Annotated in this window: 18 protein-coding genes; 7 read left to right on the top strand and 11 right to left on the bottom strand. The window is 67.7% G+C overall.

Annotated features, from left to right (window positions below):
• Window positions 1–25: 25 nt before the first annotated feature.
• From ACU0B3_RS06490 to ACU0B3_RS06460, 7 genes are all read right to left on the bottom strand, one after another.
• Window positions 26–520, bottom strand: a complete 495-nt coding sequence (locus ACU0B3_RS06490; protein ID WP_446260010.1) for a hypothetical protein — start codon at window positions 518–520, stop codon at window positions 26–28.
• Window positions 517–1,002: an RNA pyrophosphohydrolase gene (locus ACU0B3_RS06485; protein WP_446260211.1), complete on the bottom strand. Its 486-nt coding sequence runs from the start codon at window positions 1,000–1,002 to the stop codon at window positions 517–519. The genes ACU0B3_RS06490 and ACU0B3_RS06485 overlap by 4 nt, the downstream gene beginning before the upstream one ends.
• A gap of 182 nt (window positions 1,003–1,184) precedes the next feature.
• A complete protein-coding gene (locus tag ACU0B3_RS06480) occupies window positions 1,185–2,519 on the bottom strand; it encodes a S41 family peptidase (RefSeq protein WP_446260009.1) in 1,335 nt (444 codons plus the stop codon).
• 3 nt (window positions 2,520–2,522) lie between these two features.
• Entirely contained in the window at window positions 2,523–3,656 is a 1,134-nt protein-coding gene (locus ACU0B3_RS06475) for a murein hydrolase activator EnvC family protein (protein WP_446260008.1), read from the bottom strand.
• Window positions 3,653–5,173 (bottom strand): 2,3-bisphosphoglycerate-independent phosphoglycerate mutase, encoded by a 1,521-nt coding sequence (gene gpmI / locus ACU0B3_RS06470; protein ID WP_446260007.1) that lies wholly within the window; start codon window positions 5,171–5,173, stop codon window positions 3,653–3,655. The genes ACU0B3_RS06475 and gpmI overlap by 4 nt, the downstream gene beginning before the upstream one ends.
• A gap of 96 nt (window positions 5,174–5,269) precedes the next feature.
• Window positions 5,270–7,294, bottom strand: coding sequence for a penicillin-binding protein 1C (gene pbpC / locus ACU0B3_RS06465; protein ID WP_446260006.1), 2,025 nt, complete (start codon window positions 7,292–7,294; stop codon window positions 5,270–5,272).
• The gene (locus ACU0B3_RS06460) at window positions 7,291–12,696 is read right to left on the bottom strand and encodes an alpha-2-macroglobulin family protein (RefSeq protein ID WP_446260005.1); all 5,406 of its coding nucleotides are present in this window, start codon (window positions 12,694–12,696) and stop codon (window positions 7,291–7,293) included. The genes pbpC and ACU0B3_RS06460 overlap by 4 nt, the downstream gene beginning before the upstream one ends.
• Window positions 12,697–12,786: 90 nt before the next feature.
• Here ACU0B3_RS06460 and ACU0B3_RS06455 point away from each other — a divergent pair, with 90 nt between their 5' ends.
• Window positions 12,787–14,856, top strand: coding sequence for an ATP-binding protein (locus tag ACU0B3_RS06455; RefSeq protein ID WP_446260004.1), 2,070 nt, complete (start codon window positions 12,787–12,789; stop codon window positions 14,854–14,856).
• On the opposite strand, the gene yaaA is transcribed toward ACU0B3_RS06455, so the two are convergent.
• The 3 genes from yaaA to ACU0B3_RS06440 form a co-directional block, all read right to left on the bottom strand.
• Window positions 14,763–15,560, bottom strand: coding sequence for a peroxide stress protein YaaA (gene yaaA, locus ACU0B3_RS06450; protein ID WP_446260003.1), 798 nt, complete (start codon window positions 15,558–15,560; stop codon window positions 14,763–14,765). The two genes, ACU0B3_RS06455 and yaaA, sit on opposite strands and share 94 nt — an antisense overlap.
• Window positions 15,561–15,590: 30 nt before the next feature.
• Window positions 15,591–17,633: a DNA helicase RecQ gene (recQ, locus tag ACU0B3_RS06445; RefSeq protein ID WP_446260002.1), complete on the bottom strand. Its 2,043-nt coding sequence runs from the start codon at window positions 17,631–17,633 to the stop codon at window positions 15,591–15,593.
• Between the two features lie 101 nt (window positions 17,634–17,734).
• Window positions 17,735–18,025 carry a YggT family protein gene (locus tag ACU0B3_RS06440; RefSeq protein WP_446260001.1) on the bottom strand — a complete coding sequence of 97 codons (291 nt, stop codon included), beginning with the start codon at window positions 18,023–18,025 and terminating at the stop codon, window positions 17,735–17,737.
• 121 nt (window positions 18,026–18,146) lie between these two features.
• On the opposite strand from ACU0B3_RS06440, the gene ACU0B3_RS06435 reads away from it, so the two are divergent.
• The 6 genes from ACU0B3_RS06435 (at window position 18,147) to arfB (ending at window position 23,343) form a co-directional block, all read left to right on the top strand.
• On the top strand, window positions 18,147–18,707 hold the full coding sequence (locus ACU0B3_RS06435) for an acyl-CoA thioesterase (protein WP_446260000.1): 561 nt from the start codon (window positions 18,147–18,149) through the stop codon (window positions 18,705–18,707).
• A gap of 62 nt (window positions 18,708–18,769) precedes the next feature.
• The gene (locus ACU0B3_RS06430; protein ID WP_446259999.1) at window positions 18,770–20,164 is read left to right on the top strand and encodes an MFS transporter; all 1,395 of its coding nucleotides are present in this window, start codon (window positions 18,770–18,772) and stop codon (window positions 20,162–20,164) included.
• On the top strand, window positions 20,137–21,039 hold the full coding sequence (gene mepA / locus ACU0B3_RS06425) for a penicillin-insensitive murein endopeptidase (RefSeq protein ID WP_446259998.1): 903 nt from the start codon (window positions 20,137–20,139) through the stop codon (window positions 21,037–21,039). The genes ACU0B3_RS06430 and mepA overlap by 28 nt, the downstream gene beginning before the upstream one ends.
• On the top strand, window positions 21,012–21,911 hold the full coding sequence (locus tag ACU0B3_RS06420; RefSeq protein ID WP_446259997.1) for an esterase-like activity of phytase family protein: 900 nt from the start codon (window positions 21,012–21,014) through the stop codon (window positions 21,909–21,911). Before mepA ends, ACU0B3_RS06420 begins: the two co-directional genes overlap by 28 nt.
• 94 nt (window positions 21,912–22,005) lie before the next feature.
• Complete coding sequence (locus ACU0B3_RS06415) at window positions 22,006–22,626, top strand: queuosine precursor transporter (protein ID WP_446259996.1); 621 nt, start codon at window positions 22,006–22,008, stop codon at window positions 22,624–22,626.
• 300 nt (window positions 22,627–22,926) lie between these two features.
• Window positions 22,927–23,343 (top strand): alternative ribosome rescue aminoacyl-tRNA hydrolase ArfB, encoded by a 417-nt coding sequence (arfB, locus tag ACU0B3_RS06410; RefSeq protein ID WP_446259995.1) that lies wholly within the window; start codon window positions 22,927–22,929, stop codon window positions 23,341–23,343.
• A 171-nt stretch (window positions 23,344–23,514) separates the two neighbouring features.
• Here the strand turns inward: arfB and pncB are convergent, their stop codons facing one another.
• Window positions 23,515–24,804: a nicotinate phosphoribosyltransferase gene (gene pncB / locus ACU0B3_RS06405; RefSeq protein WP_446259994.1), complete on the bottom strand. Its 1,290-nt coding sequence runs from the start codon at window positions 24,802–24,804 to the stop codon at window positions 23,515–23,517.
• Window positions 24,805–24,807: the final 3 nt, after the last annotated feature.

Raw genomic sequence — 24,807 nt, 5'->3', positions numbered from 1 at the left:
AGATAGGCGCGGTGCCGCGCTTTGTCTAGCGATCCGGGTCCGGCTCACACGTGCCGCCGCGCTGGCACTCCACGACGATGGCAAGTTCTTCAGGACTTGGCGAGTGGAAGGTAAAGACCGGACAGATCGAGACGCTGGCCGAATACACACCGTCCTCCGCGCGGAGAAATGTCAGCACCGGAATGTCTTCGCCCATGTAACCGCAGTGCTCCAGAAAACACTGTACCTCCAAGGTAAACGGCGCATCGAAGGGCACGTCAAACCCGTCCGGCCCAAGCGCCACACCGACCATCCGCGCCTCATACAGCGTCGATGCCGGAGGGAACGACCCTTCGTCATATTTCACGACGCCGGGCGCCACTTCGCCGTAGGACAACTGCCCATACACTGGCACGAACTGAAACTCTGACGCCTGCGCGCGCAAAAACGCATCCGCAACATCCGGGATATGCACACATTCGAAAGCTTCCGCACTGCCTGCGCCCGCAACAGCGGCCACCAGCGCCAACGCCCGGATCACAGATGCCCCGCGAACGCCGCGATCACCCGTTCGTAGACGTCGCGCTTGAACGGCACGATGTTCGGCACCAGCTGATCGACCGGCGACCACCGCCACTCGGTGAACTCCGGCTCTTGGGTAAAGATGTTGATCTGATCGTCGCGGCCCTCAAAGCGTATCAGAAACCACTTCTGCTTCTGCCCGCGCCACTTGCCCTTCCAGAGCTTGCCCTGCAGCTCCGCCGGCAGATCATAGGTGATCCACTCCGCGCTCTCTGCCTCGACCGTCACGAGATCCGGCGTCACGCCGGTCTCCTCCTCCAGCTCCCGCAATGCCGCAGTGCGCGCATCCTCACCGGGGTCGATCCCGCCCTGCGGCATCTGCCAGGCTTCGGTGCCCACGGGCCGGTCCCTGCGCTGCGCAGTGAACACCAGGCCATCCGCGTTCCGCAGCATGATTCCCACATTCGGCCGATACGGCAAAGCTGCAATTTCAGGCGTCACACCCATCCCCCAAGTCTCCACGCCCCGTGCTTCTTCGGTTCAAAAATACCTCGGGGGAGGCGTTGAAACGCCCGCGCGTTTCAACGTCGGGGGCAGAGCCCCCAAACCGCATTTGCAGACCGCGCGCGACCGACCATCGCGCAGCTCGTAGGATGGGTGCTTGCACCCATCCGTCTCCCTTATCACTCCTGCGGCCCAAGCGCGTTCAGACCCTTCAGGATGTCGATCGCGTAAGACAGCTGGTAATCCTCTTCGCGAAGCGCGGCGGCAGCTTCGGCCTTCGCCTGCTCTTCCTTGATCTGCTCGATCTGATCCTCGGTCAGCGAATCGTTGTCGAGCGAGCCGCGCAGGTCCGCCTCGGACCGGCCGGCCCGGGTCTCCTCGCCCTCGTCCTCCGGATTCTGCTCACGGCGCGGTTGCACCACCACGATGTCGGGCGAGATGCCCAGCGCCTGGATCGAGCGGCCCGACGGCGTGTAGTACCGCGCCGTCGTCAGGCGCATCGCACCGTCACCCCGCAGCGGCATCACCGTCTGGACCGAGCCCTTGCCGAACGACTTGGTGCCGACCACTATCGCGCGGCGGTGGTCCTGCAACGCGCCCGCCACGATCTCCGAGGCCGAGGCCGACCCGCCGTTGATCAGCACCACGATCGGCTTGCCTTGCGCCAGATCGCCCGGCGTTGCGTTGAACCGGTCCCCGTCGTTCGGATCGCGGCCCCGGGTCGAGACGATCTCGCCCTTCTCAAGGAACGCATCCGACACCCGGATCGCCTGCGTCAGGAGGCCACCGGGGTTGTTGCGCAGATCGATGATGAACCCGTTGACGTTGTCGAGCCCGCCCAGCGCCTCGACCTCTTCGGCCAGCTTCTCTTCGAGGTTGGGCGTCGTCTGATCGTTGAACGTGGTCACGCGCAACACGACCGAGGCGCCCTCTGTGCGCGAGCGTACCGCCGTCAGCTTGATGGTGTCGCGGATGATCGAAACGTCGAACGGCTCGGCTTCCCCCTCGCGCAAGATCGTCACGATGATCTCCGAGCCGACCGGCCCGCGCATCAGGTCGACCGCCTCGTCGAGGCCGAGACCCAGAACCGACTCGCCGTCCACATGGGTGATGAAGTCACCCGCCTCGATCCCGGCTTCCATCGCCGGCGTGCCATCGATGGGAGAGACGACCTTCACAAAGCCCTCCTCCTGCGTCACCTCGATCCCGAGCCCGCCGAACTCGCCGCGGGTCTGCACGCGCATCGCCTGCGCATCGTCGGGCGACAGGTACGAGGAATGCGGGTCCAGCGAGATCAGCATCCCGTTGATGGCGGCCTCGATCAGCTCGGACGGCTCGACCTCCTCGACATATTGCGCGCGGATCCGCTCGAAGATGTCACCAAAAAGGTCCAGCTGCTCGTACACGGTCGCGCGCGAGCTGGCCTCCTGCGCCACGAGGGGTCCGGCGATCTGCGTCGTCGCGAGGATACCTGCCAATGTGCCGCCGATGGCGGCCAGTGCGACTTTTCTCATGTCTTATCCCTTCTCACGCGTGAACCAAGTCATCGGGTCCACGGGGCTCCCACTCTCTCTGACTTCTATATAGAGCGACTCCGTCCGGTCAGGACCACCCCCCTCACGCAGGCGTGACGCGGGATCGGCCTGCGTCATAAGCGCATCCTCGCCGCCCATCAGCCCGACGGGTGTGCCGGCGGGGATCACCTGACCCGCGTCGCCAAAGACCTGCGCCATGCCAGCCAGCACGATCAGGAGATCCGCCTGCGGCTCGAGGATCGCCACCTGGTCGTAGCTCAGCAAAGGCCCGCGGTAGCGCAACGTCGCCGCCGTGGGCGTTGTCACCAGCGCCTGTGGGCGGGTGGCCAGCACGAGGCCCGGGCGCGTCACACCCGCCGCGTCCGCCTCGCCCGCGCGCCGCAGCATCGTGCCCTGCGCCGGAAGCGGCAGCGCACCCTTGCGCACGGCAATCGAAGGCAGGCTGCCCGGCACTTCGTCCTGCGCCAGAACACGCACGTTGCGCGCGAACTGGTCGAGCGTATCGGCCGCCGAAAGCAGTGCCACTGTCTGCGCCGGATCTTCCACGAACCGCCGCGGCAGGTCTGTCCGGTCCGCAATCGCCTGGCTCAGGGACACCCGCGCGGTCTGCACCTGGCTCAGCCCCTCCTGCAGCGTGAGTGCCGCCTGCTCGCGGATCGCGCGCATGTCGCGCACCCGCGCCAGGTCCCCCGCCAATTCCTGCGCCCGCGCATCAAGCGCCGGCACCACGTCGCGCACGAGCATCCCCGCACGCGCCGTTCCCATCGGCCCCTCGGGGTGCAGGAGGGCCGTTGGCCGCTGCGCCTGACCCATCGACTGCAGAACGCCCAAAAGGCGCGCCATGTCTGCGCGCTCCGCCTCCAGCTTGATCTCCAGCCGCCGCTCCTCGATCGTCGCGGCCCTCAGACCGACACGCAGCGCCGAAAGGCCCGCCTCGTAGCTCTGCACCGCGCCCGTCAGCGCCCGAACACGGTCGCGCGCGGTCTCGGCGCGTTCCAGCGCATCCGTCGCCTCCGCAATCTGCCGCGCCGCGGCAGAGGCCGCCGTACCAAGGTCGTCCTGCGCCACAGCCCACAGCGGCAGGCACGTCAGCATCGCTGCCAGAACGGCCCTCATGCGATCAGGCTCTCCCCGGTCATCTCGTCCGGCTGCGCGAGCCCCATCAAAGCCAGCACCGTCGGTGCGAGATCCGCGAGGCGCCCGCCGCTGCGTAGGGTGGCGCCTTCAGGCCCACCCACCAGCAGCACAGGCACCGGGTTCAGCGTATGCGCGGTGTGCGGCGCGCCCGTCTCCGGGTCGACCATGACCTCGCAATTGCCGTGATCGGCGGTCAGCACCATCGCGCCCCCCGCCGCTTCGAGCGCATCGAGCACACGGCCCAGCCCGCGGTCCACCGCGGCGCAGGCCGCCTTGGCCGCCTCCAGATCCCCCGTGTGACCGACCATGTCGGGGTTGGCATAGTTCGTCACGATCAGATCGTACCCCTCCCGAACGGCATCGACAAAGGCGTCGGTGACTTCGTCGGCAGACATCTCGGGTTGCAGATCATACGTGGCGACCTTCGGCGAGGGCGGCATGTGCCGGTCCTCCCCGGGCTCCGGTGTCTCCACGCCACCGTTCAGGAAGAACGTCACGTGCGGATACTTCTCCGTCTCCGCCAGCCGGAACTGCCGCAAGCGGTGCTTGGCCACCCACGCGCCCAGCGTGTTGGCGATCTGCCGCTTGGGAAAGACCGCTCCCAGCCACTCCGCGTGCTGATCCGAAAAGGTCACCATCCCCAGCCGCGCCGCCAACTGCGGCAGAGGTCCCCGGTCAAAGCCCGAGAAATGCGGGTCGCAGATCGCAGCAAGGATTTCCCGCGCGCGGTCCGCCCGGAAGTTGAGGCAGAAGAGCCCGTCACCCGGCGCCATGCCGCCGTACCCTTCGATCACGCTGGCCGGGATGAACTCGTCCGTGGTGCCGTCTGCATAGGCGGCGTCGATCACGTCGCCCGGCGCCTTAGCCTGCGGACCCTCGCCTTGCACCATTGCGCGGTAGGCCGTCTCCACCCGCTCCCAGCGGTTGTCGCGGTCCAGCGCGTAGAACCGCCCCGAGACAGTGCCGACCGTCGCCCCGTCGGGCAGTTGGCCCAACAGCTCCGCCATGAACCCATCGGCAGACTTTGGTGCCACGTCCCGCCCGTCGGTGATTGCGTGCACGACGACCGGAATGCCGCGCCCCGTCAGCATCTCGGCTGCCGCAAGAATATGTGCCAGATGCCCGTGCACCCCGCCGTCCGAGGCAACGCCCATCAGGTGCGCCGTGCCGCCCGTGCCTGCGAGCGTCTCGGCAAATTGCATCAGTGCCGGCGCCTCGAAAAAGCTGCCGTCCTCGATCGCCAGATCGATCTGGCCAAGGTCCATCGCCACCACGCGCCCCGCGCCGATGTTGGTATGCCCGACCTCGGAATTGCCCATCTGCCCGCTCGGCAGGCCCGCGTCCGGTCCGTGCGTGACCAGCGTCGCGTTCGGACAGGTCGCCATCAGCCGGTCGAAATGCGGCGTGTCGGCCAGCATCGGGGCGTTTGCCTCGGCCCGGTCGCTCAGCCCCCAGCCATCGAGGATGCACAGCACAACGGGTTTCACGGCGGTCATCGGTCGGGGTCCTCGCTCAGCAATCGCCCTCGCGTTGTAGCGGGGAGCCGGGCAGGGGAAAAGGCGGCAGATCGTTCGGATTGCGCGCATCGCGGGTCAGGGCAGGATCTCGACCTCCACCCGCGCCGCGCGGCCCGCGGCATCCACCACCGCAAGCGTGGTCCAGCCCGGTCCTAGCCCGGTCAGGTCGTGCTCCCGCGCCTCCGTCCGCGTACTTGCGACCGCGCCCTCGGCAAGCCAGACGTACGGCGCCGCGCCGCCGCGCACCTTGACCGTGAGCACTCCCTCGCGCAGCGCCACCTGAGCCCCGTCCGGCGGAAAGGCAAGCCGCGGCGCCGCGCTGTCCACCGCCGCGCGTCCGAACCGCTTGAGGTGATCCGGCAGGCGGTCATGGCCGACAAGCAGCGTCTCCGGTGGGGGCGGCGGCAGGGGCGTGATCTCCGTACTGATCTGCTCGAAGGCGGCAAAGACAACCGGCGCGGCAAGTTCGGCGCCAAAGACGCCCGGCACCGCCGTCCCGTCTGGCCGCCCAATCCAGACCCCGACCACATGGCGCCCGTCGAATCCGACCGCCCAAGTGTCCCGATGCCCGTACGAGGTCCCGGTCTTGTACGCGATACGCAGCGGGCGGGCGCCGGTGGGGGGCGGCGTCTCCGCCAGGATATGCGCGACCTGCCAAGCCGAGCGCCGCGTCATCAGCCGCGCTTCCGGCTTCACCTCGGCGCCCTGACACCAGTGCCACGGCACCGCCTTGCCGCCCCGCGCCAGCGTGCCGTAGGCGCGTGTCAGATCGTGCAGCGACAGCCCGACACCGCCCAGCACGACCGCCAGCCCCGCCTGTCCCGACGGCAGCCTCGGCTCGGCGCCTGACCGCTCGAGAAAGCTCATCAGGTGTGCCGGCCCCAGCGCCTCGGCCACCTGCACCACCGGCGTGTTCAGCGATAGGCGCAAGGCGTCCGCCACCGGCAGCTGCCCGCGAAAGACCCCGTCAAAGTTCTGCGGCGCATACCCGTCGAAATCGACCGGACGGTCGTCGATCAGCGTCTCGGGATGCAGCATCCCCCGGTCAAAGGCGAGGCCGTAGACAAAGGGTTTCAGCGTCGAGCCCGGCGAGCGCGCCGCCCGCGTGAGGTCCAGAAACCCGCCCGGCTGCGCATTGCCGTAAACCGAGGCCCCGACCGAGGCACGCACCTCACCTGTCTGATGATCCGCCGCAACAATCGCCACGGCCAGCCCGCGCCCCGCCTCTTCGGCCACGTCGCGGGCCAGCCGGGTGAGTGCGCGTTGCAGCTGCCCGTCGAGCGTGAGGTGGTGCGTCTGTGCCAAAGGCGCGTCCGACACGGCACGATCTGCGAGGTGCGGTGCATCCTGCGGCAAGGCCCGGCGCGCCTCCGGCAGTGGCGCATGACGTGCCGCGACCACGTCCTCGCGCTCCAATACCCTCGCCTCTGCCATCCGTGCCAGCACCCGGTCCCGCGCGGCGCGCGCCCTTTCGGGATAAACATCCGGCCGTCGTGCCTCCGGCGCCTGCGGCAAGGCCACCAGCAGCGCCGCCTCCGCCGGGGTCAGCCGTCCCGGCTCCTTGCCAAAGTAGGCCAGCGTCGCCGCGCGCACCCCTTCGAGGTTCCCGCCAAACGGCGCGTGCAGCAGGTAAAGCGTCAGGATCTCGTCCTTGCTCAGCCGCTGTTCCAGCGCGAGCGCCAGCCGCACCTGCCGCAGCTTGCCGGCCAGCCGCCCGGTGCCCGAGTTCTCCAGAAGGCGCGCCACCTGCATCGTCAGCGTCGAGCCACCCGAGACGACCCGCCCGGCGCTCAGGCTCTGCCAGACGGCCCGCGCCATCGCCTGCAGGTCCACACCCGCGTGACTGCGAAACCGCTTGTCCTCGTAGCGCAGGAGCAGGGCGATATAGCCCGGGTCCACGTCCCGCAGGCCCACGTCCAGCCGCCAACGCCCGTCCTCCACCGGATAAGCGCGCAAGAGCGTACCGCCGCGATCCAGCACCTCCACCGAGGTCTCCGTCAGCAGATCCGGCAGCTCCGTCCGCGCCACCCAGTCGCGCGCAGCATCAAGCGCGGCGGCAAGGCTCCACGCAATCAGCACGCAGGCAAAGGCCCACCTCACCGGATCTCGATCCTGCCCGAGGCCGTGCGGGCACCGAACGCCGGCTGGTACATATCCTCCGCCACCGCGGGCGGGTGGTGAAAGCTGCCCGGGCTGACCGCCCGCACGATATAGGCCAGCTGCACCGGCGCCGTGCCGCGCTTGTCGATCGCCGCGAGGAACCGGTCGGTGCGCGCCTCGGTGAACACCGCCTCCGCCGGCTTGAGCCAGTCGAGCGCCCGCACGTCGCCGGCCCGCAGGAGGTTCGAATTGTCGATCTCAAAGCCCGCTGGCAAGGCGTCGTCGACCATGATCCGCGCGCGCCCGTCCTCTGCCGGGGTCAGCGTCAGAACGGTCACGAACCGGTCCCCGACCTCGACCGTGTCCGGCATCGGCGCACCCTCCATCGTGTAATAGCGTCGGGTCAGCACATAGCCAAAGCTCGACGCCGCCACGTCGCCCTGCGGCACGCCGAAAGTGGTCAGCGTGATGTCGACCGGACGCGCGCCCGCGTTGGTCACCGCCCGGGGCGCAGTGAGCGTATCCGACCCGAGCACCTCCACCTGCGGTCCGGTGAGCGCCTTGCCGTCCAGCGTCAACCCCGTCCCCCGCGCGTCAAACCCGCGCGCGGCGGCGGCCAGCAGCGTCCACGCCTGCTCCTGCGTCGAGCGCGGGCGTCCCAGCGCCGTGATCCGCCGCGACAGCGCCTGCGTGTCCACACCCGCGGCGCCATGTGTGACTGCCAGCGTCAAAAGCCCCGCCAGATCGCGCTGCGCCGTGCCGTAGTCCGCGCGGTAGCCGCCCGCCGCGTCATCCGAACCGGCAGACGCCGCCACGGAAAAGAGCGCATCCGCCCGCCGCTGATCGCCATAAAGCGCCAGCGCCGCACCCATTTGCGCCGCAGCCAGAGGCGTGGCAAACGCCCGCGCCTTCTCGTCGGCATAATAACGGAGCGTCCCCATCGCAGCCTGCCCCTCCCGCGCAAGCACATAAAGCGCGTAGGCCAGACCCTCCCCACCCCGGTCGAAGTCGGGGGCGTAGTTCACCCGGTTCTGCAGGTTGTCGAGCGCCGTCTCGAACGCGTGCTCGGGCACGGTATGCCCCTGGCTCCGGGCACGGCTCAGAAAGTCGGTGACATAGGCGTCGAGCCACAGGTCTCCGCCCCCCGTCCGCCACAGGCCAAAGGCGCCGTTGCTGTCCTGCCTTGCCAGCACTTGCCCGATCGCCTGTGCCAGCTTCGCGTCGATCTCCGCCTGTGTGCCAAGCCCCACCGCCGTCGCCACCGAAGGCAGCGCGAGGAGCGGCAGCGCCCGGCTCGTCACCTGCTCGGTGCAACCGTAGGGGTAGCGGTCCAGCGACATCAGCAGACCCGGCGCGTCAAACCGCGCCAGAGGTCCCGCCGCCAGCGTTGCCCGCCCCGCGCTCAGCCCGGCAAAGAGGTCCGGTCCCAGCGTCAGCGTCTCACCGGGCGCAAGGCTCAGGCGACGCGTGTCGCTCACCTCCGGGTTGGTATCCCGCACACCGAGGACCAGAGGCTTGCGCAGCACCTCGCCCCCCGGCAGCGTCAGCGCAACCTCGATCTCGTGATCCCCCGGCGTGTCCGCTGTCAGCGACAGGCTTACCGTGCTGCGCCCACCTTCGGGCAATGTCACCGTCTCAGGCGCGTCGGTTAGCGTCACGCCGCCTGCATCGACGGCAAGCGCCATCTCCCCGGCTGCGCCACCCGTGTGCGCAAAGGTCAACGCCAGACGCGACGTATCTCCCGGCGCGAGGAACCGCGGCATCGCAGCGGTGATCACCACCGGATCGCGCACCAGAACGTCGGCAGAGGCTTGCCCGACCGCGGTCTCCGTCCAGGCGACCGCCATCAGCTTGAGCGTGCCATTAAAGGCCGGCAGGTCCAGCGGGACCTCCGCCACGCCCGAGGCATCGACGGTCACCAGCCCGCTGAAGAGCGCGACCACCTCCTCCGTCGGGGGCGGTGCCTGCAGGCGCGCCTCGGCACTCCCGTCCCCGCCGGATCGCAGCGCGCCAAGCACGCCGCTCTGCCCGTCCAAAAGCCGTCCATAGAGATCGCGTAGCGCCACGCCCAGCCGCCTCTGGCCAAAGTAGTGATCCTGCGGATCAGGCGGCTCGAACCCCGTGAGGTTGAGGACCCCCACGTCCACGGTGGCCAGCGTAAGGTGGGCCTCGCCCACCCCCGTCAGACCGCCGACCTTGACCCGCGCCGTCATCCGCGTGTTCGGGCGCACCTCAACCGGTGCTTCCAGCGTCACGTCGAGCGCGCGCGGACCGGGATCGACTGCCGCATGGACGAGGCCCAGCGCGCGGACCGGCACGCGGCCCGTCGCCTCCTCCAGTGGGCGGATCACCTGCGCGGTGACATAGACCCCGGACCCCCACGCCTCCGTCACCGGGACGGACAGGCGGTTGGTGCCGGCACTCACCTCCGCCTCGATCGTGTCGATCACCTTGTGCGACAGGACCGAGACCACCGCGCGCCCCGCCGCGCGCGCCTCGAGCGTCAGAACGGCCGTCTCCCCCGGAGCATACCGCGCCTTGTCGAGCGTGACCTCCAGCCGGTCCGGCGCCGCGTCCGTCGTTGGCGCTGCGCCCCATCCGGCCTCGAACATCAGTGACGCCGCGACCGCCGGCATCTCTTCATGCACCGCGACCAGCTCATAGCGCCCCCAGTCCACCGCCACCTCAAGGCGCCCCGGCGTCTCTGCTCCCACGTCAAGCCGCCCCTCCGCCACACGCGTGCGGGAGGTGATCGGCTCCCACCGCCACCTCCCGTTCTGCGCGTACCACTGGTACTCCGTCTCGACGCGATTCACATGCCAGACCACTGGCGCGGCAGCTGGCGTTAGGTCAGGCGCCAAGGCCATCACGTCAAAGACGGCCGTGCTGCCCTCCGGCACCGGTCCCTCGGCGGCAGGCTTCAGCCCCAACAGCGGCGCGTCCGGCAGCATGATCTGCGCCGCACTGCGCTCCACAGGGCGCCCCGACCCCTCGGCCATCTCGCCAATCACCGTCAGTTCCAGTGGTAAGGCGTGGCGCAGACGCTCCGGCAGGGCCAGCGACAGGAGCGCATCGCCCTCGGCATCCGTCCGCACCGGCGTCTGGTACCGCGTCACCGAACGGCGCTCCGCGTCATGGCGGCCAAAGACCACGCCTGGGAACGCCTCGAGACGGCGCACCGGAGCGACTCGCACCCGCGCCTCCAAAGGCAGGTCAGCGCCCGGCGCTCCAAAAAGGTACCGCGCCGTAACGCGCACCTCCACCGGGCGGCGCGCGGCCAGTGGCGTCTCCGGCAGGCCGAGATCAAAGTCGATCCGTTCCGGCACCAAATCTTCGACCAGCACCCGCGTCCGGGCAAGCGGCGCCGCGCTCGTGTCGGCATACATCGCCAGCCCCCAGGTCCCCCGCGGCACGGAAGCTCCCGTGGCAAAGGCAAAGACATGGCCACCCGCCGCCGACGCATCCGCCAGCTTGCGCGTGTACTCAACTCCGTCGGGACGCGTCAGAACCGCCGTCAGCGGCAAATCCGGCAGCGCCGCGCCCACATCGTCCCGGACCAGCGCCGTGGCATGGATCACTGCCCCGGCGCGGTAGGCCCCCCGGTCCGTGGTGACAAAGACGTCGATGGGGGCCGCCGGCGGATTGCCCTCGACACCCCGGTCCGACAGATCGAACGCAGGCCCCGTCAGCGGAAGGAACGTCAGGTCGTCACCCCCGCGCTTTGCCGTGACCAGCGCCGGCGCAGCGCCGCCGGTGCCGCGCATCAGACCCGGCGCAAACTGCACCCGGCCCGCCGCATCGGCCACGCCTTCACCCAGCACACGGTTGGCGCGAGACACCAGCGCGACCTCGGTGCCGGCAAGCGCCTCCGCTGTTGCCAGCGAGCGCACCGTGACATGCAGCCCGTCCGCACCGCCGAGCGTCGCCAGCCCGATGTCCGAGACGACGAACCACTGCGTCGCGCCATCACTCTCGAACGGGTCCTGTCCCGGCACCCGCGCCGTCAGCGCGTAAAGCCCCGGCGGCAAATCCCCGATGGCTTCGCCCATCGGCAGGCGCGTGGTGACGGACCGGTTCAGCGCCATCTCCATCGGCGCACTGCCGCTCCAGACCACTTCGGCCAACGTGTCGAGCCGCTCTTCGGCATAAGCCGAGACCGCCCGACCAAAGGCGTTCTGCTGCAGGCTCCGCACCAGGTTGCGATCGCTGACCCGGCGCAGCACCAGATCGACCGATGTGAGGTTCACCGTCTCGATCGGAACACCCGCATCCGGCGCTTTCGGCAGCACATAGGCGCGCCCCGTGAACCGCGCGACCGGCGCACGGTCCCGCACGTAGAGACGCAGTCGCACATCCTTGCGCAACACCTCGCCCTCGGCGGACGGCAGCCCCCTGCGCAGCGTGATCTCGTACCGCGCTCCGTGCTCGACACCGGCGACGCACAGACGCCGCTTTTCCGCACTCACGGCCAGCCGCGGATCGGGCAACTGCACGTAAGGTGCATAGTCGACACCCGCCGAGTGCAAGTCCTCCGAAAAGACGGCACACAGGCGCGGCGCCGCCAGATCGCTCTCCACGTCATGGCGCAGCACGCGAAAGCCGTGCTTGGCGATCATCGCATCCAGCGCCTGCACCACGTCCGGGCGCGCCTGCGTGCGCTCCGCCAGCCGCAGGGCGCGCACCGCGAGTCGCCCGCGTCCATCCCGTTCCAGCTGGTCGGAAAGCGCAATCAACAGGCTCGCCCGCAGCGGCGGCGCCTCGGCCCTCAGGTAGCCATTCAGCGCAGCACTTCGAGCTTGCGCCTCATAGCTCCGCCGCTCCCGCCCGGTTTCCGCCGGAACCAGCCCGCTCAGCCGCGCGAATTCGAGCCAGTCCTCGGGAGCGTCCGTCAGCGCCGTCAGCGTCGCCTGCCAGCGCAGCGCCGCGCGCAGGTTGCCCGCTGCGCGCTGCGTGCGCACAGCCGCCGCAAGGTCCTCCGCCGTCCACGCGCCCGCCGGGAACCGCAGCCCCAGCTCCGCCGCTTGCGCCCGCGCACGGGCAATGTCAGCGTCCGGCAAGGCGACCAGCTCAGCCCTCCGCGTCACCGCCCGCGCGACCTCGTCAGCGCCATAGCGCGCCAACACAACCGAGACCGCCCCGTCATACGGCGCGCGCTCGCGGATTGCGGATTTCGGGAAACAGGCGTTCGACCGCGCGTTGAAGGTATACGCAACACAGCGCGCGTCGGCGACACAGATGCGCTGGCACGCCTCCTGCGTCGTCTCAAAGAAAGGTTGCAGATCAGATCCGTAAAAATCGACGTTCTGGACCACCTCCGACCGCGCCTCCGGCAAGGGGGACTCGGCCAGAACGGCTTGCGAAAAACAGACTAAGGCACTGAAAATAAATGCAACGAGGCGCATGAGGCTCTCCATCTCTAATCCCGCGATGGTGGCATGGGGGACAATTTGAGGCAACTGCCGCGCTTAACCGGGCCTTAAGGGATCGGCGCGATGGTCCGCCACCTGTCCAAGGCGGAGGGACCCATGGCCAAGGATCATCACCACATGCCGGCGCCGTTTCGGACCCCGGCGCCCGACATTCTCAAGCGCGCGCTCGCCGTGCTGGACGAGGGGATCGCGGTCTTTGACGAGGCCGGGCGGATGCTCGATTGCACCCGCACCTACGTGCGCCTTCTCGGCGGTCTGGCGTCGATCCAGCCGGGCATCACGCATTTCGCCATGATCGAGGCCGTGCTGCGCGCCGACCTCCTCGAGATCGACCCGATGGAGCAGGACGACTGGCGCCGCGCGGTCTTTGCCCGCTGGCAGTCCGCGGACCCGGACGAGGTCGTGCTGCGCTTCCGCGATGGCCGCACGGTGCGCTCGGTGCTGCGGCGCGACCCGGAGGGCGGCCTGATCTCCGTCCTGTCGGACATCACCCGCACCGCCCGGAACGAGGCGGACCTCAAGCAGGCGCAGACCCGTGCCGAGGCCGCCACCGCCGCCAAATCGGCATTTCTCGCCAACATGAGCCACGAGATCCGCACGCCCATGAACGGCGTCGTGGGCATGGCGGACGTGCTTTTGGACACCGACCTCAGCGAGGACCAGCGCCTGTTCGCGAGCACGATCAAGACGTCCGGCGAGGCGCTCTTGGCGATCATCAACGACGTGCTCGACTTTTCCAAGATCGAGGCCAACCGGATGGAGCTGCGCGCCGCGCCCTTCGACCTCGAACAGACGCTGCACGATCTGATGTTGCTGATGCAGCCCGCCGCGCAGGCCAAGGGGCTCGACCTGCTGGTCGACTACGACATGTTCCTGCCTGCCAACCTGATCGGCGATCAGGGCCGGATCCGCCAGATCGTGACCAACCTTCTCGGCAATGCGGTCAAGTTCACCGAAGATGGCCACGTGCTGGTCCGCGTCGTCGGCCTTGTCGAAGAGGCCGCCACGACCACGCTTCACATCACTATCGAGGACACCGGCATGGGCGTGCCAGAGCACGCGCGGGAGCACATCTTCGGCAGTTTCAACCAGATCGAGGACGCGGACCGCACCCGCATCGAAGGGACCGGCCTCGGCCTCAGCATCACGCGCCGCCTCGTCAACATGATGGAGGGGGAGATCTGGGTCGACAGCACCCCCGGGGAGGGCGCATGCTTCGGCATCAAGCTCACCCTGCCCATCGCCGACGGCGAGCCGGACGAGTTGCCCTGCCAGCTGCCCCGTCTCAGGACCGCGCTGATCGTCGGCGCGTCCGAAGCGGGCCGTCAAATCCTCGAAAAGCAACTCCTGGCGATGGGCGTGACTGCCACGGCGGTCCCGGCCAGCCAAGCGGCGCAGCATCTGGAGCTGCGCCCGTGCGACGTTGCGATCGTGTGCCATGGCACCTCCGGCCTCGATGGCCTGGCGCTGGCCAAGACGCTGAGCACATCGCACCCAGACTGCCCGATCCTGCTGGTCAGTTCGGTTTTTCGCGACCTCGGGCGCGCGGCAGACATCTCTGGCGTGCGCTGCGTGCTGCAGAACCCGGCGCCCCGCCGCGCGCTCTTCGACGCGCTCCGGTCGCTCGACCAGTCCCAACCGCCCGCGAAACCAGCCGGGTCAGAGCCGCCTGCGGACCGCCAAGTGCTCCGCCGCATGCGCGTGCTCGCAGTGGACGACAACGCCACCAACCGGCTCGTCTTCCAAAGCTGCACGCGCGATCTCGACCTCGACCTGCGGCTCGCCCGCAATGGCGCCGAGGCGCTCGAGGCCGTGCAGAGCTTTGACCCGGACATCGTCTTCATGGACCTCGAGATGCCGAAGATGGACGGGCGTACGGCAACTGCTGCGCTGCGGGCGCAAGGCGGCCCGCGCCTGCCGATCCTCGCCATGACCGCGCACGTGCCGGGGGAGGATCAGGTCGGCCTTGCCGCCCTCGATATGGACGGCGCCGTGCACAAGCCCATGCGCAAATCCGACATCCTCGCCGCGCTTGTCGCCTACGCGCCCGCCGCCTGCGCCGGGCTCGATGCCACCGCCTCGCGCACAAAGGCCGGCTTGCCGGGCGCCGAAAGCGCCGCATCAAAGGCATAGCCGTCGAGGTCAAACCCACTGATCGCGTCCACGTCCGTCAGCCGGTTCTGCACGATGTACCGCGCCATCGCGCCGCGCGCGCGTTTGGCGTAAAAGCTGATCGTCTTGGCACTGCCATCCTTAAGTTCAAGGAATTGCGGCGTGACCACCTCCAGCTTGAGCGCCTTCAGATCGACCGCGCCGAAATACTCCTGGCTCGCGCAGTTCACCAAGACCTCGGCGCCAACTTCTTCGGCCCGCGTGTTCAGCGCCTTGGCCGGGGTCTTGCCCCAATAGTCATAAAGCGAGCTACCGCGCCGCGTCTTGAGCCGTGAGCCCATCTCCAGCCGGTAAGGCTGGATCGCATCGCGCGGGCGCAGCACGCCGTAAAGCCCCGACAGGATCGCCAGCCGCTCCTGCGCCCAGTCCAGATCGCCGCCCGACAGGCTCGCCGCGTCGAGCCCCTGATACGTGTCCCCGGCAAAGGCAAAGGCGGCCGGGCGCACATGCGCGGCCTCTGGCGCCTCGGCAAACGCCTTGAACCGGTCGCGGTTGAGCCGCGCTAGATCATCGCTCAGCGACATCAGCTTTTTCAGATCGCGCAGCGTCAGGTTGCGCGCCGTGCGCGCTAGTCGGACCGCGTCGTCCTGAAACTCCGGCGCGCTCATCTCGACACCGCGGTCCTGCCAGTCCAGCCGCTTGGCCGGCGAAATCGTCACCAACATCGCTATGGTCTCCCTCGTCTGCGCCGGGATTTAGTCCGCGGCCTGCACCAGGTCCAGAAACGCCGCGCCAAACCGTTCGTGCCGCCGCGCGCCCAACAGTCGTTCCATATCGCGGTCGCCCTTCGGCTTTTGCTCGGCGACCTTGGCCAGAAGCGAGGCGGAGCACGACATCGGCTTTTGCCTCCCGCAAGTCCCGCGCGCGAGGCTCGCCTGCGTGTTGAGCAACGCGTCGTAGAGCGCGCCCGTGTCACGTCCCGCAAGCCGCCGCCGGGCCGGGTGCATCTGCTCGGATTCGCCGTTGATCACCTCCAGGAAATCGCTGCCATACCGCTCCAGCTTCTTGGCGCCGACACCGCCGATCCGCGCCATGGCGTCGAGGCTCGCGGGGCGTGTCTCCGCCATCTCAGCGAGCGTCTTGTCGGTAAAGATGATATAGGCCGGCACGCTGGCCTGCTCGGCGAGCGCCCGGCGCTTGGCCTTGAGCGCGGACAGCAGCGGCGCGTCTTCTTCCGAGACCAGCGTGCGCACGGCGGGACGCCGGGCGGCAGGCGGGGCGAGGGCGTCCTTGCGGAGCGTCACGGCCTCCTCTCCGCGCAGCACCGGGCGCGCCGCCTCGGTCATCCTCAGTGCGCCGTGGCGGGAGGGGTCGGGCCGCACGATGTCGCGCCCCAGCATCTGGCGAAAGATCGACTGCCACGCCGCACGCGACGTGTCCTTGCCCACGCCAAAGGTCGGCAGATCGTCGTGGCCCCGCGCGCGCACCTTGTCCGTCAGGTTCCCCGTCAGGATGTCGATGAGGTGACCGCTGCCGAAATACTCGCCCGTCCGCAGCACCGCTGAGAGCGCTTTGCGCACGTTTTCGGTCGCGTCCACCACCTCGGGAGGCGTGTCGCATTGGTCGCAGCCCGAGCAATTGGGCAGCGTCTCTCCGAAATACGACAGCAGCAGGGCGCGCCGGCATCCCGTAGTCTCGGCCAGACCCAAGAGCGCGTTCAGCCGTCCGTGATCGGCTTCCTTCCGGTCTAAGGGCGCGAGCCCCTCGTCGATCTGCGCGCGACGCAGGCGGATGTCGTCGGCGCCGTAGAGCGTCAGCGTCTCGGCCGGCCCTCCGTCCCGTCCGGCGCGTCCGATCTCCTGGTAGTAGGCTTCGATGGACTTTGGCAGGTCGGCGTGCGCGACCCAGCGGATGTCGGGTTTGTCGACGCCCATGCCGAACGCTATGGTGGCGACGACGATCAACCCGTCCTCGACCGCAAAGCGACGCTCGACCTCGCGGCGCAGATCGGGCTCGAGCCCGCCATGGTAGGCGACGGCCGAATGGCCGGCCTCCCGCAGGGCCTGGGCCAGCGTTTCGGTCTTGGCGCGGGTGCCGCAGTAGACGATCCCGGAGGTGTCCTTGCGCGCCGCCACAAAGCTGAGGATCTGCTCGCGCGGCTTGTTCTTGGGTTGGAAGGCGAGGTGCAGGTTCGGCCTGTCGAACCCCTGTAAGAACGTCGTTGGCGGCGTGCCGGCAAAGAGCTTCTCGACGATTTCAGCGCGCGTCTCTGCGTCCGCCGTGGCGGTAAAGGCGGCGACGGGGACGTCCAGCATCTGCCGCAGCTCCCCGATCTTGAGGTAGTCGGGCCGGAAATCGTGCCCCCACTGGCTCACGCAATGCGCCTCGTCCACGGCGATACGCCGCACGCCGATCCGGCGCAGCATGTGCATCGCACGGGAGGAAGCGAGCCGCTCGGGCGCAAGGTAGAGGAGCCGCAGCTCCCGCGCCTCGAGCGCCTGCCAGACGGCGTCGGTTTCTTCCTCGGTGTTGGCGGAGGTCAATGCGCCCGCGCGCACGCCTGCCTCGTTGAGGCCGCGCACCTGGTCGCGCATCAGCGCGATGAGCGGTGAGATCACGACCGTGACGCCGTCCCCAAGCAGCGCCGGCAGCTGGAAGCAGAGCGACTTCCCACCGCCCGTCGGCATGATCGCGAGCACGTTCTGGTCCGCGGCCACCGCGTCCACGATGTCCTGCTGGCCTGGGCGAAAGGCGGCGTGTCCAAAGACCTCACGCAACAGCGTGGCGGCATCGGTCATGGGAAGGTCCTGCGATTTTGAGTGCTGCATCTGCTCTTGTGCAGAGGGTGCCACACAGGATGTTGCGGCTCAAGCGCCGCCATCGGACTTCTTGTGGAGAATTAGAAGAAGATCGCCGGCAGGATGAAGTCGCGCAGGCTGATGACGATCAGGAACGCCACGAGGGGCGCGAGATCCAGCGGTTGCGTGTTCGGCAGGATGTTGCGGATCGGGCGATAGATCGGCTCGAGCAGGCGGTTGAGCCCCGTCCAGATCTGGTAGACCAGCTGCTGGTGCAGGTTAAGCACCTGAAACGTGATCAGCCACGACATGATGATGTGCACGATCATCACAAAGAACGCCACGTCGAGCAGCAGCCGCAGAATACCGTAGATCGCGTCGGGAGCGCCCATGCCCGTCTCCGTGCTTGTTTGATAGGCACATACGGTGCAGGTCCGCCGCGTGCAAGGGTGCCCCCACGTCTTGCTTGACGTTGGGTGCAGCCTGCGTCACCCGAGGGGGTAAGGAGACGCCATGTACCCCATCGTTCGCCTCACCAAAGAGCTGATCAAGTACCGCAATGCCCCGCCTCTCAAGCCGGACGGCGTGCATGTTTCGCACCACATCTGCTGGCCCTGGGACATCGACCTGTGGATGGAGCTCAACAACGGGCGCACGCTGACGCTTTATGATCTGGGGCGCATTCCACTGGGCCATCGTGCCGGGCTGCTCACCGCGCTCAAGCGCAACCGGTGGGGGCTGACCGTGGCCGGCGTGAGCGTGCGCTACCGCCGCCGCATCCGCCCGATGGAGCGGTTCGAGATCCGCTCGCGCCTTGCCGGCTGGGACACGCGGTTTTTCTACATCGACCAGTCGATCTGGAAGCGGTCGGGCGAGTGCGCCAACCAGGCGCTGTACCGAACGGCTGTGACCGGCGCGTCCGGCATCGTGCCGCCGCCGGAGGTCGCAGTCGAGATGGGCTACGACGGCACCCCACCGCGGCTGCCGGAATGGGTGCAAGCCTGGATCGACGCCGACGCCAACCGCCCCTGGCCGCCCGATTATGACGAAGCGGAATTGGCGAAGGGCGGCTGAAAAAGCTTGCGCACGTGCAAGGCCCGGTCTCTAGTCACGCATCGGCCATCGGAGGGGGACCCTTGGCGCACGTATCACTCAAGAAACGGGTGTGGGGCTGGTTCTTTTTCGACTGGGCTCAGCAACCCTACGCCACGCTTGGACTGACGTTCATCTTTGGCCCGTATTTTGCCGGGGTCGCGGCGGGCACGTTCATCGACGCCGGCATGGACGAGAACCTCGCCAAGACCGAGGCGCAAAGCCTCTGGTCGGGCGCGCAGGCGATCGCGGGTCTCTTCATCGCGCTGAGTGCGCCTTTCGTGGGCGCCTGGGCGGATGCGACGGGGCGCAAGCTGCCGTGGTTCTACACCTTTACCGCCGTGTCGGTGATCTGCGCGGCGTTCTTGTGGTACCTGATGCCGGACGGCTCGGGGCTGATGTTCACGCTGGTCGCGTTCTGGGTCGGGTTCATCGCCGCGGAGATGGCGTTCAACCTCAACAACGCGATCCTGCCGACGCTTGGCGATCCCGAAGAGGTCGGGCGCCTGTCGGGCGGTGCAACGGCGTTCGGGTACTGGGGCGGAGTCGTCTCGCTCTTCATCATGCTGCTGCTCTTTGCCGAGGGCGACACGGGCAAGACGCTGATCGGGCTCGATCCGCTCTTTGGCCTCGATGCCGAGACCCGCGAAGGCACGCGGTTTGTCGGCCCGTTCATCGCGCTGTGGTTCGCGGTGTTCATGGTGCCGTTCTTTTTGTGGGTGCGCGAGGACGTGGACCGGGCGGTGGTGCGCCCGCGGTTCGGCGAAGTCCTGTCGTCGCTCGCCACCTCGATCAAGGGCGTGGCCAAACGGCGGTCCTACGCGAGTTTCCTGATCGGCTCGATGTTCTACCGGGACGCTATGGCGGCGCTCTATTCGTTCGGCGGGATCTACGCGGTGCTGGTGCTGGACTGGAGCATCACGTTTCTCGGCGTCTTCGGCATCATCGCGGCGATCTCGGCGGCCATCGTCAGCTGGCTGGGCGGGATGGCGGACATGCGGTTCGGGCCAAAGCCGGTCATCACCTGGTGCATCCTGATCCTGATCGTCGTGTGCCTCGTCACCGTCGGCATGTCGCGCGAGCAGCTCTGGGGTGTGCCCTTTGCCGCAGGGTCGTGGCTGCCGGACGCCATTTTCATGGTGTGCGGAGCGGTGATCGGAGGGGCGGGCGGTGTGCTCTATTCCGCGTCCCGTTCGATGATGGTGCGCCACTGCACGGCTGAGAACGCGGCGGAGGCGTTCGGCCTTTTTGCGCTGACCGGGCGGGCGACCGCGTTCCTGGCGCCGGCGCTCATCACGCTTTTCACGGATGTGTTCCGCAGCAACCAGCTCGGCTTTCTTCCGGTGATCCTGCTGTTTCTTTTGGGGCTGGGCCTGCTAAGCATGGTGCATTCCAACGGAGATCGCGCAGCATGGTCAGAAGACACCTCCGAATTTTAGGCATTTTCATCCTCAGCCTCGGCGCCACCACGGTGGCCGCGCAAGAGGCGTCCTACACACCGCATTATGTCTCCACCAAGGAGGCCAAGCAGCTTTTTGGTGCAAAATCAGGCGCGTCGCAGCAGCGCCCGCAGCCCTTTGGTGGCTACGCGCGGGGCTGTATCGCCGGCGCCGAGCAGCTGCCCGAGACCGGGCCGACCTGGCAGGCGATGCGTCTGAGCCGGAACCGCAACTGGGGTCACCCGACCACCATCGACTTTATCAAGGACCTCAGCCGCAAGGCCGCGCGCCAGCCGGGCTGGAACGGGCTTTACATCGGCGACATTTCGCAACCGCGGGGCGGGCCGATGCTGACCGGGCACCGCAGTCACCAGATCGGCATGGACATCGACATCTGGATGAAACCGGCCAAGAACCTGCGCCTGTCGCGCGGCCAGCGCGAGCGGATTTCGAGCGACTCGATGCGCCGCGCCAATGGCGCCTACGTCAACGGCCAGTGGACACGCGCGCATCACGAGATCATCAAGGCCGCCGCCAAGGACCGGCGCACCGCCCGCATCTTTGTCTTTCCGGGGGCCAAGGTGCAGATGTGCAAGGACGAGCGCGGCAACCGCGCCTACCTGCGCAAGATCCGCCCCTGGTGGGGCCATCACTACCATTTCCACGTGCGGCTGAACTGTCCGCGGGGTGCCAAGTGGTGCCAGAACCAGGCCGCGCCCCCGCCGGGTGATGGCTGCGCCGAGGCCGAGCAGTGGGTGCGCAACATCCTCAACCCGCCGCCCCCGAACCCGAACGCGCCGCCGCCGCGCAAACGGCGTGAGCTGGTGCTCGCGGACCTGCCGAACCAATGCACGAACGTCTTGCAGTCGCGCTGAGGCGGCTGATCGGGTGTGCGGCGCTGTGGCTGGCGGGGCTTGCCTCTGCCGCCAATGCGGATGACGTGCCGCAGGCACGCTACCTCGGCAGCTACAGCTGGGACCTCGACGTCTACTGGTTCGGCGGGTTTTCCGGTCTCGAGGTCTTTGACGGCGGGCGCCGGTTCGTCGCCATCACCGACCGCGGGATCGTGACCCAAGGCAGCTTTGCGCGCGAGGGCGGCGAGATCATCGGCGTGACCGTGTCGGATGCCGTCCTGCTCTTCCCCGCCGAGCCGTTCCGCGACGCCGAAGTTCCCCGCGACAGCGAGGGGTTGGCGCGTGCACCCGACGGCCGCCTCTGGGTGTCCTTCGAGGGCGCGCACCGCGTCGGGCGGCTCGAGGACGGCGTGGAAACCCGCGCCTTGCCGGGGTGGGAGCAATTCGGCGACCTGTCATTTAACGGCGGATTCGAGGGGTTGGCCCGCGTGCGCGGCGGCTTTGTCGCGATCCCCGAACGGTCGGGCAGCCCCATCCGCCCCTTCCCCGTCTGGCGGTTCCTGGAGGGGAGCTGGACTCGGATCGGCACCATCCCGCGCCGCGAGGGCTTTCTGCCAGTCGGGCTCGACTACCTGCCGGACGTCGGGCTGTTCCTGCTCGAACGCGCAGCGCCCGGCTTTGGCTTTCGCAGCCGCGTCCGTCTGCTCTCCGTCGAGGGGGACCGGGTCGAGGTTCTCGGTACCGTCCTGACCACCCGCACACGCGCCCACGACAACCTCGAAGGGCTCTCCGTCTGGCGCGACGCGGCCGGGCGCATCCGTCTGACCATGGTGTCCGACGACAACTTCATGCCGTTCCAAAAGACCGAATTTGTCGAGTATGTGATCGACTGAGGCGATTGCCAAAACGCGGCAGCAGCGCTACAAGGCGGCCCGGGCCGAGGGATGGCCCCATGTCGCCGCTACCATGTCAAAACGGGCACCAGAAATGAACAAGTATCTCCCCGGCATCCTTGCGATGGCGACCATCGTGGTTGCCTCGAACATCCTCGTCCAGTTCCTCTACGGCGACTGGCTGACATGGGGGGCGTTCACTTATCCGTTCGCCTTCCTCGTGACGGACGTGATGAATCGCGTCTACGGCAAGGCCGCCGCGCGGCAGGTCGTCTACGCCGGCTTTGTCGTCGGCGTCATCTGCTCGCTCATCGGCACGCAGATCGTGGGAGAGTTCGGCCCGCTCGTGACCTTCCGTATCGCCTGCGCCTCCGGCATCGCCTTCCTCGCAGCGCAGCTTGTCGACGTGCGCATCTTTGACGCCCTGCGCCGGGGACCTTGGTGGTCGGCACCGCTCGCTTCCACGCTTGTTGGCAGCACGCTCGACACGGCGCTCTTTTTCTCGATCGCCTTTGCCGCGCAGCTGACGTTCCTCGAGCCCGGAAATGACGTCGGATGGGCGAACGAAGTGCTGCCGCTCTTGGGGACCGGGCCCGAGGCGCCGCTTTGGGTGTCGCTGGCTGTCGCCGACTGGTGCGTCAAGGTGGGCATCGCGCTGCTCGCTTTGGTGCCATTTCGTGTGCTGGTCACAAAAATTTCACGCCGCCCGGTGTGATTTCGTTTGGCGGATCGGATGATCCGTGCCACGCTTTGGGTATTGGCGAAACAAACGAAAGGAGGTGATCCAGTGTCGAGAAAGATGTTGGAGAGAGGTGTCGGAACAGGTCAGGAGGCGCGTGTCTGAGGCAATCCTCGGATGCTGCAGCATCTGATCTGGTGAGAGCCTAACCGGCCCCACCTCCGAAACTTTCGAAAGGGCCACTCCATCGCCGGGGTGGCCCTTTTTTGCATTCGGGCGGTTGGCACTTTGGGGACGATTTGCCGAGATCCTGCGTTGCACGGTAAAGAGGCCATCATGTTGCGCATCACCGACACCATCACGCTCGAGGACTGGGAGCTGACCGAGCAGTTCGTGCGCGCGTCAGGTCCCGGCGGTCAGAACGTTAACAAGGTCGCGTCCGCGGTCGAGTTGCGCTTCGAGGCCGAGCGCTCTCCAAACGTACCGGGTCCGGTCAAGGCGCGGCTCAAAAGGCTCGCCGGGCGCCGCTGGACCAAGGATGGCGCCGTTGTGATCCAGGTCGACGAGACCCGCCATCAGGCGCGCAACCGCGAGATCGCCCGCGACCGCCTCGCGGAATTGGTGCGCAAGGCGACCGAAACGCCGAAAAAGCGGATCAAGACGCGCGTGTCGCTCAACCAAAAGCGCAAGCGCGTAGAGGCCAAAAAGCGTCGCGGTGACATCAAGGCATTGCGCGGGAAGGTCGAAGAGTAGTGCGCAAGCGTGGGTCGTTGATCCCGAAAACTAGGAGCAGAAATTCACGCGCCGTCCCGAGGGGTGGCGCAATCGCGCCGCCCCAGGGAGGCGGGTCGGCGCGGCCTGACAGTGCCTGTCAGGCGTGTGCTCTGAATTCGGCGAGTGTGTGCTGGGTCTTAGATCGAGTTGCTAAACCTCCACCGAAAGCGCATCCTGTGCGCCCACGCCGAACACGCGCTTGTACCGTGCGATCTCGTCCTTCGGACCCATCGCCTTGTTCGGGTTGTCGGACAGCTTGACCGTGGGTTTGCCGTCCGCCGCGACCGCCTTGCACACCAGCGAGAATGGCGCGAGCGCGTCGTCCGGCACCAGCCCTTTGAAGTCGTTCGTCAAAAGCGTGCCCCAGCCGAAACTGACCCGGCAGCGGCCGGCGAATTGCTGGTGCAGCTCTGAGATTTTGTCCACGTCGAGCCCGTCTGAAAAGATGATCAACTTGTCCGAGGGGTCCTCGCCACGCTCTTTCCACCAGCGGATCGCCGTCTCGGCACCGGTCGCGGGATCGCCGCTGTCGATGCGGATGCCGGTCCAGCCGGCCAGCCAGTCAGGCGCGTCTGCCAGGAACCCTTCGGTGCCGTAGGTGTCCGGCAGGATGATGCGCAGGTTGCCATCGTGCTCCTCGTGCCAGTCGGCGAGCACGTCGTAGGGCGCGCGGTTGAGCGCCGCGTCATCCTCGGCCAGCGCAGCGTAGACCATGGGCAGTTCGTGCGCGTTCGTTCCGATCGCCTCGATGTCGCGGCGCTGCGCGATCTGGCAGTTGGACGTGCCGATGAACGCCTCGCCCAGCCCCTCCTGCATCGCCTGCACGCACCAGTCCTGCCACAGAAACGAATGCCGCCGCCGCGTCCCGAAATCGGCCAGCCGCAACCCGTCGATCTCGCGCAGGCGCTCGATCTTTTCCCACAGCTTGGTCATCGCCCGGGCGTAGAGCACCTGCAGCTCGAACCGTCCCATGGCGTTGAGAACCTTGCGGCCCCGCAGCTCCATCAGGATCGCAAGGGCGGGGATCTCCCACAGCATGACCTCCGGCCAGCTGCCTTCGAACGTCAGCTCGTATTGATCGCCGCGTCGTTCGAGGTGGTACTCGGGCAGGCGTAGAGCCTCGAACCACTCCATGAAATCGGGGCGGAACATCTGGCGTTTGCCGTAGAACGTATTGCCGCGCAGCCAGGTCGACTCACCCCGGCTCAGCGACAGCGAGCGCACGTGATCGAGCTGTTCGCGCAACTCTCCCTCGTCGATCATCGTCGCCAGCGGCACATGGGTCGAGCGGTTGATGAGCGAGAAGGTCACGCGCGTCTCGGGCCGGTTGCGGAACACTGACTGGCACATGAGCAGCTTGTAGAAATCGGTGTCGATCAGCGACCGCACGATCGGGTCGATGCGCCACTTGTGGTTCCAAACCCGCGTTGCGATGTCCACCTG

The organism is Pseudaestuariivita sp. (genome assembly GCF_052825805.1).
Note: the sequence above shows the minus strand (reverse complement) of the source record. Positions and strands in the feature narration are given on the sequence as shown.

Bases quoted from the DNA above. Each gene is read 5' to 3' on its own strand.
- ACU0B3_RS06420 (WP_446259997.1), top strand. From the start codon at position 21,012: ATGCACGAACGTCTTGCAGTCGCGCTGAGGCGGCTGATCGGGTGTGCG.
- ACU0B3_RS06460 (WP_446260005.1), bottom strand. From the start codon at position 12,696: ATGCGCCTCGTTGCATTTATTTTCAGTGCCTTAGTCTGTTTTTCGCAA.
- ACU0B3_RS06455 (WP_446260004.1), top strand. From the start codon at position 12,787: ATGGTCCGCCACCTGTCCAAGGCGGAGGGACCCATGGCCAAGGATCAT.
- ACU0B3_RS06440 (WP_446260001.1), bottom strand. From the start codon at position 18,025: ATGGGCGCTCCCGACGCGATCTACGGTATTCTGCGGCTGCTGCTCGAC.
- mepA (WP_446259998.1), top strand. From the start codon at position 20,137: ATGGTCAGAAGACACCTCCGAATTTTAGGCATTTTCATCCTCAGCCTC.
- arfB (WP_446259995.1), top strand. From the start codon at position 22,927: ATGTTGCGCATCACCGACACCATCACGCTCGAGGACTGGGAGCTGACC.
- gpmI (WP_446260007.1), bottom strand. From the start codon at position 5,173: ATGACCGCCGTGAAACCCGTTGTGCTGTGCATCCTCGATGGCTGGGGG.
- ACU0B3_RS06480 (WP_446260009.1), bottom strand. From the start codon at position 2,519: ATGAGAAAAGTCGCACTGGCCGCCATCGGCGGCACATTGGCAGGTATC.
- yaaA (WP_446260003.1), bottom strand. From the start codon at position 15,560: ATGTTGGTGACGATTTCGCCGGCCAAGCGGCTGGACTGGCAGGACCGC.
- ACU0B3_RS06435 (WP_446260000.1), top strand. From the start codon at position 18,147: ATGTACCCCATCGTTCGCCTCACCAAAGAGCTGATCAAGTACCGCAAT.
- recQ (WP_446260002.1), bottom strand. From the start codon at position 17,633: ATGACCGATGCCGCCACGCTGTTGCGTGAGGTCTTTGGACACGCCGCC.
- ACU0B3_RS06415 (WP_446259996.1), top strand. From the start codon at position 22,006: ATGAACAAGTATCTCCCCGGCATCCTTGCGATGGCGACCATCGTGGTT.
- ACU0B3_RS06475 (WP_446260008.1), bottom strand. From the start codon at position 3,656: ATGAGGGCCGTTCTGGCAGCGATGCTGACGTGCCTGCCGCTGTGGGCT.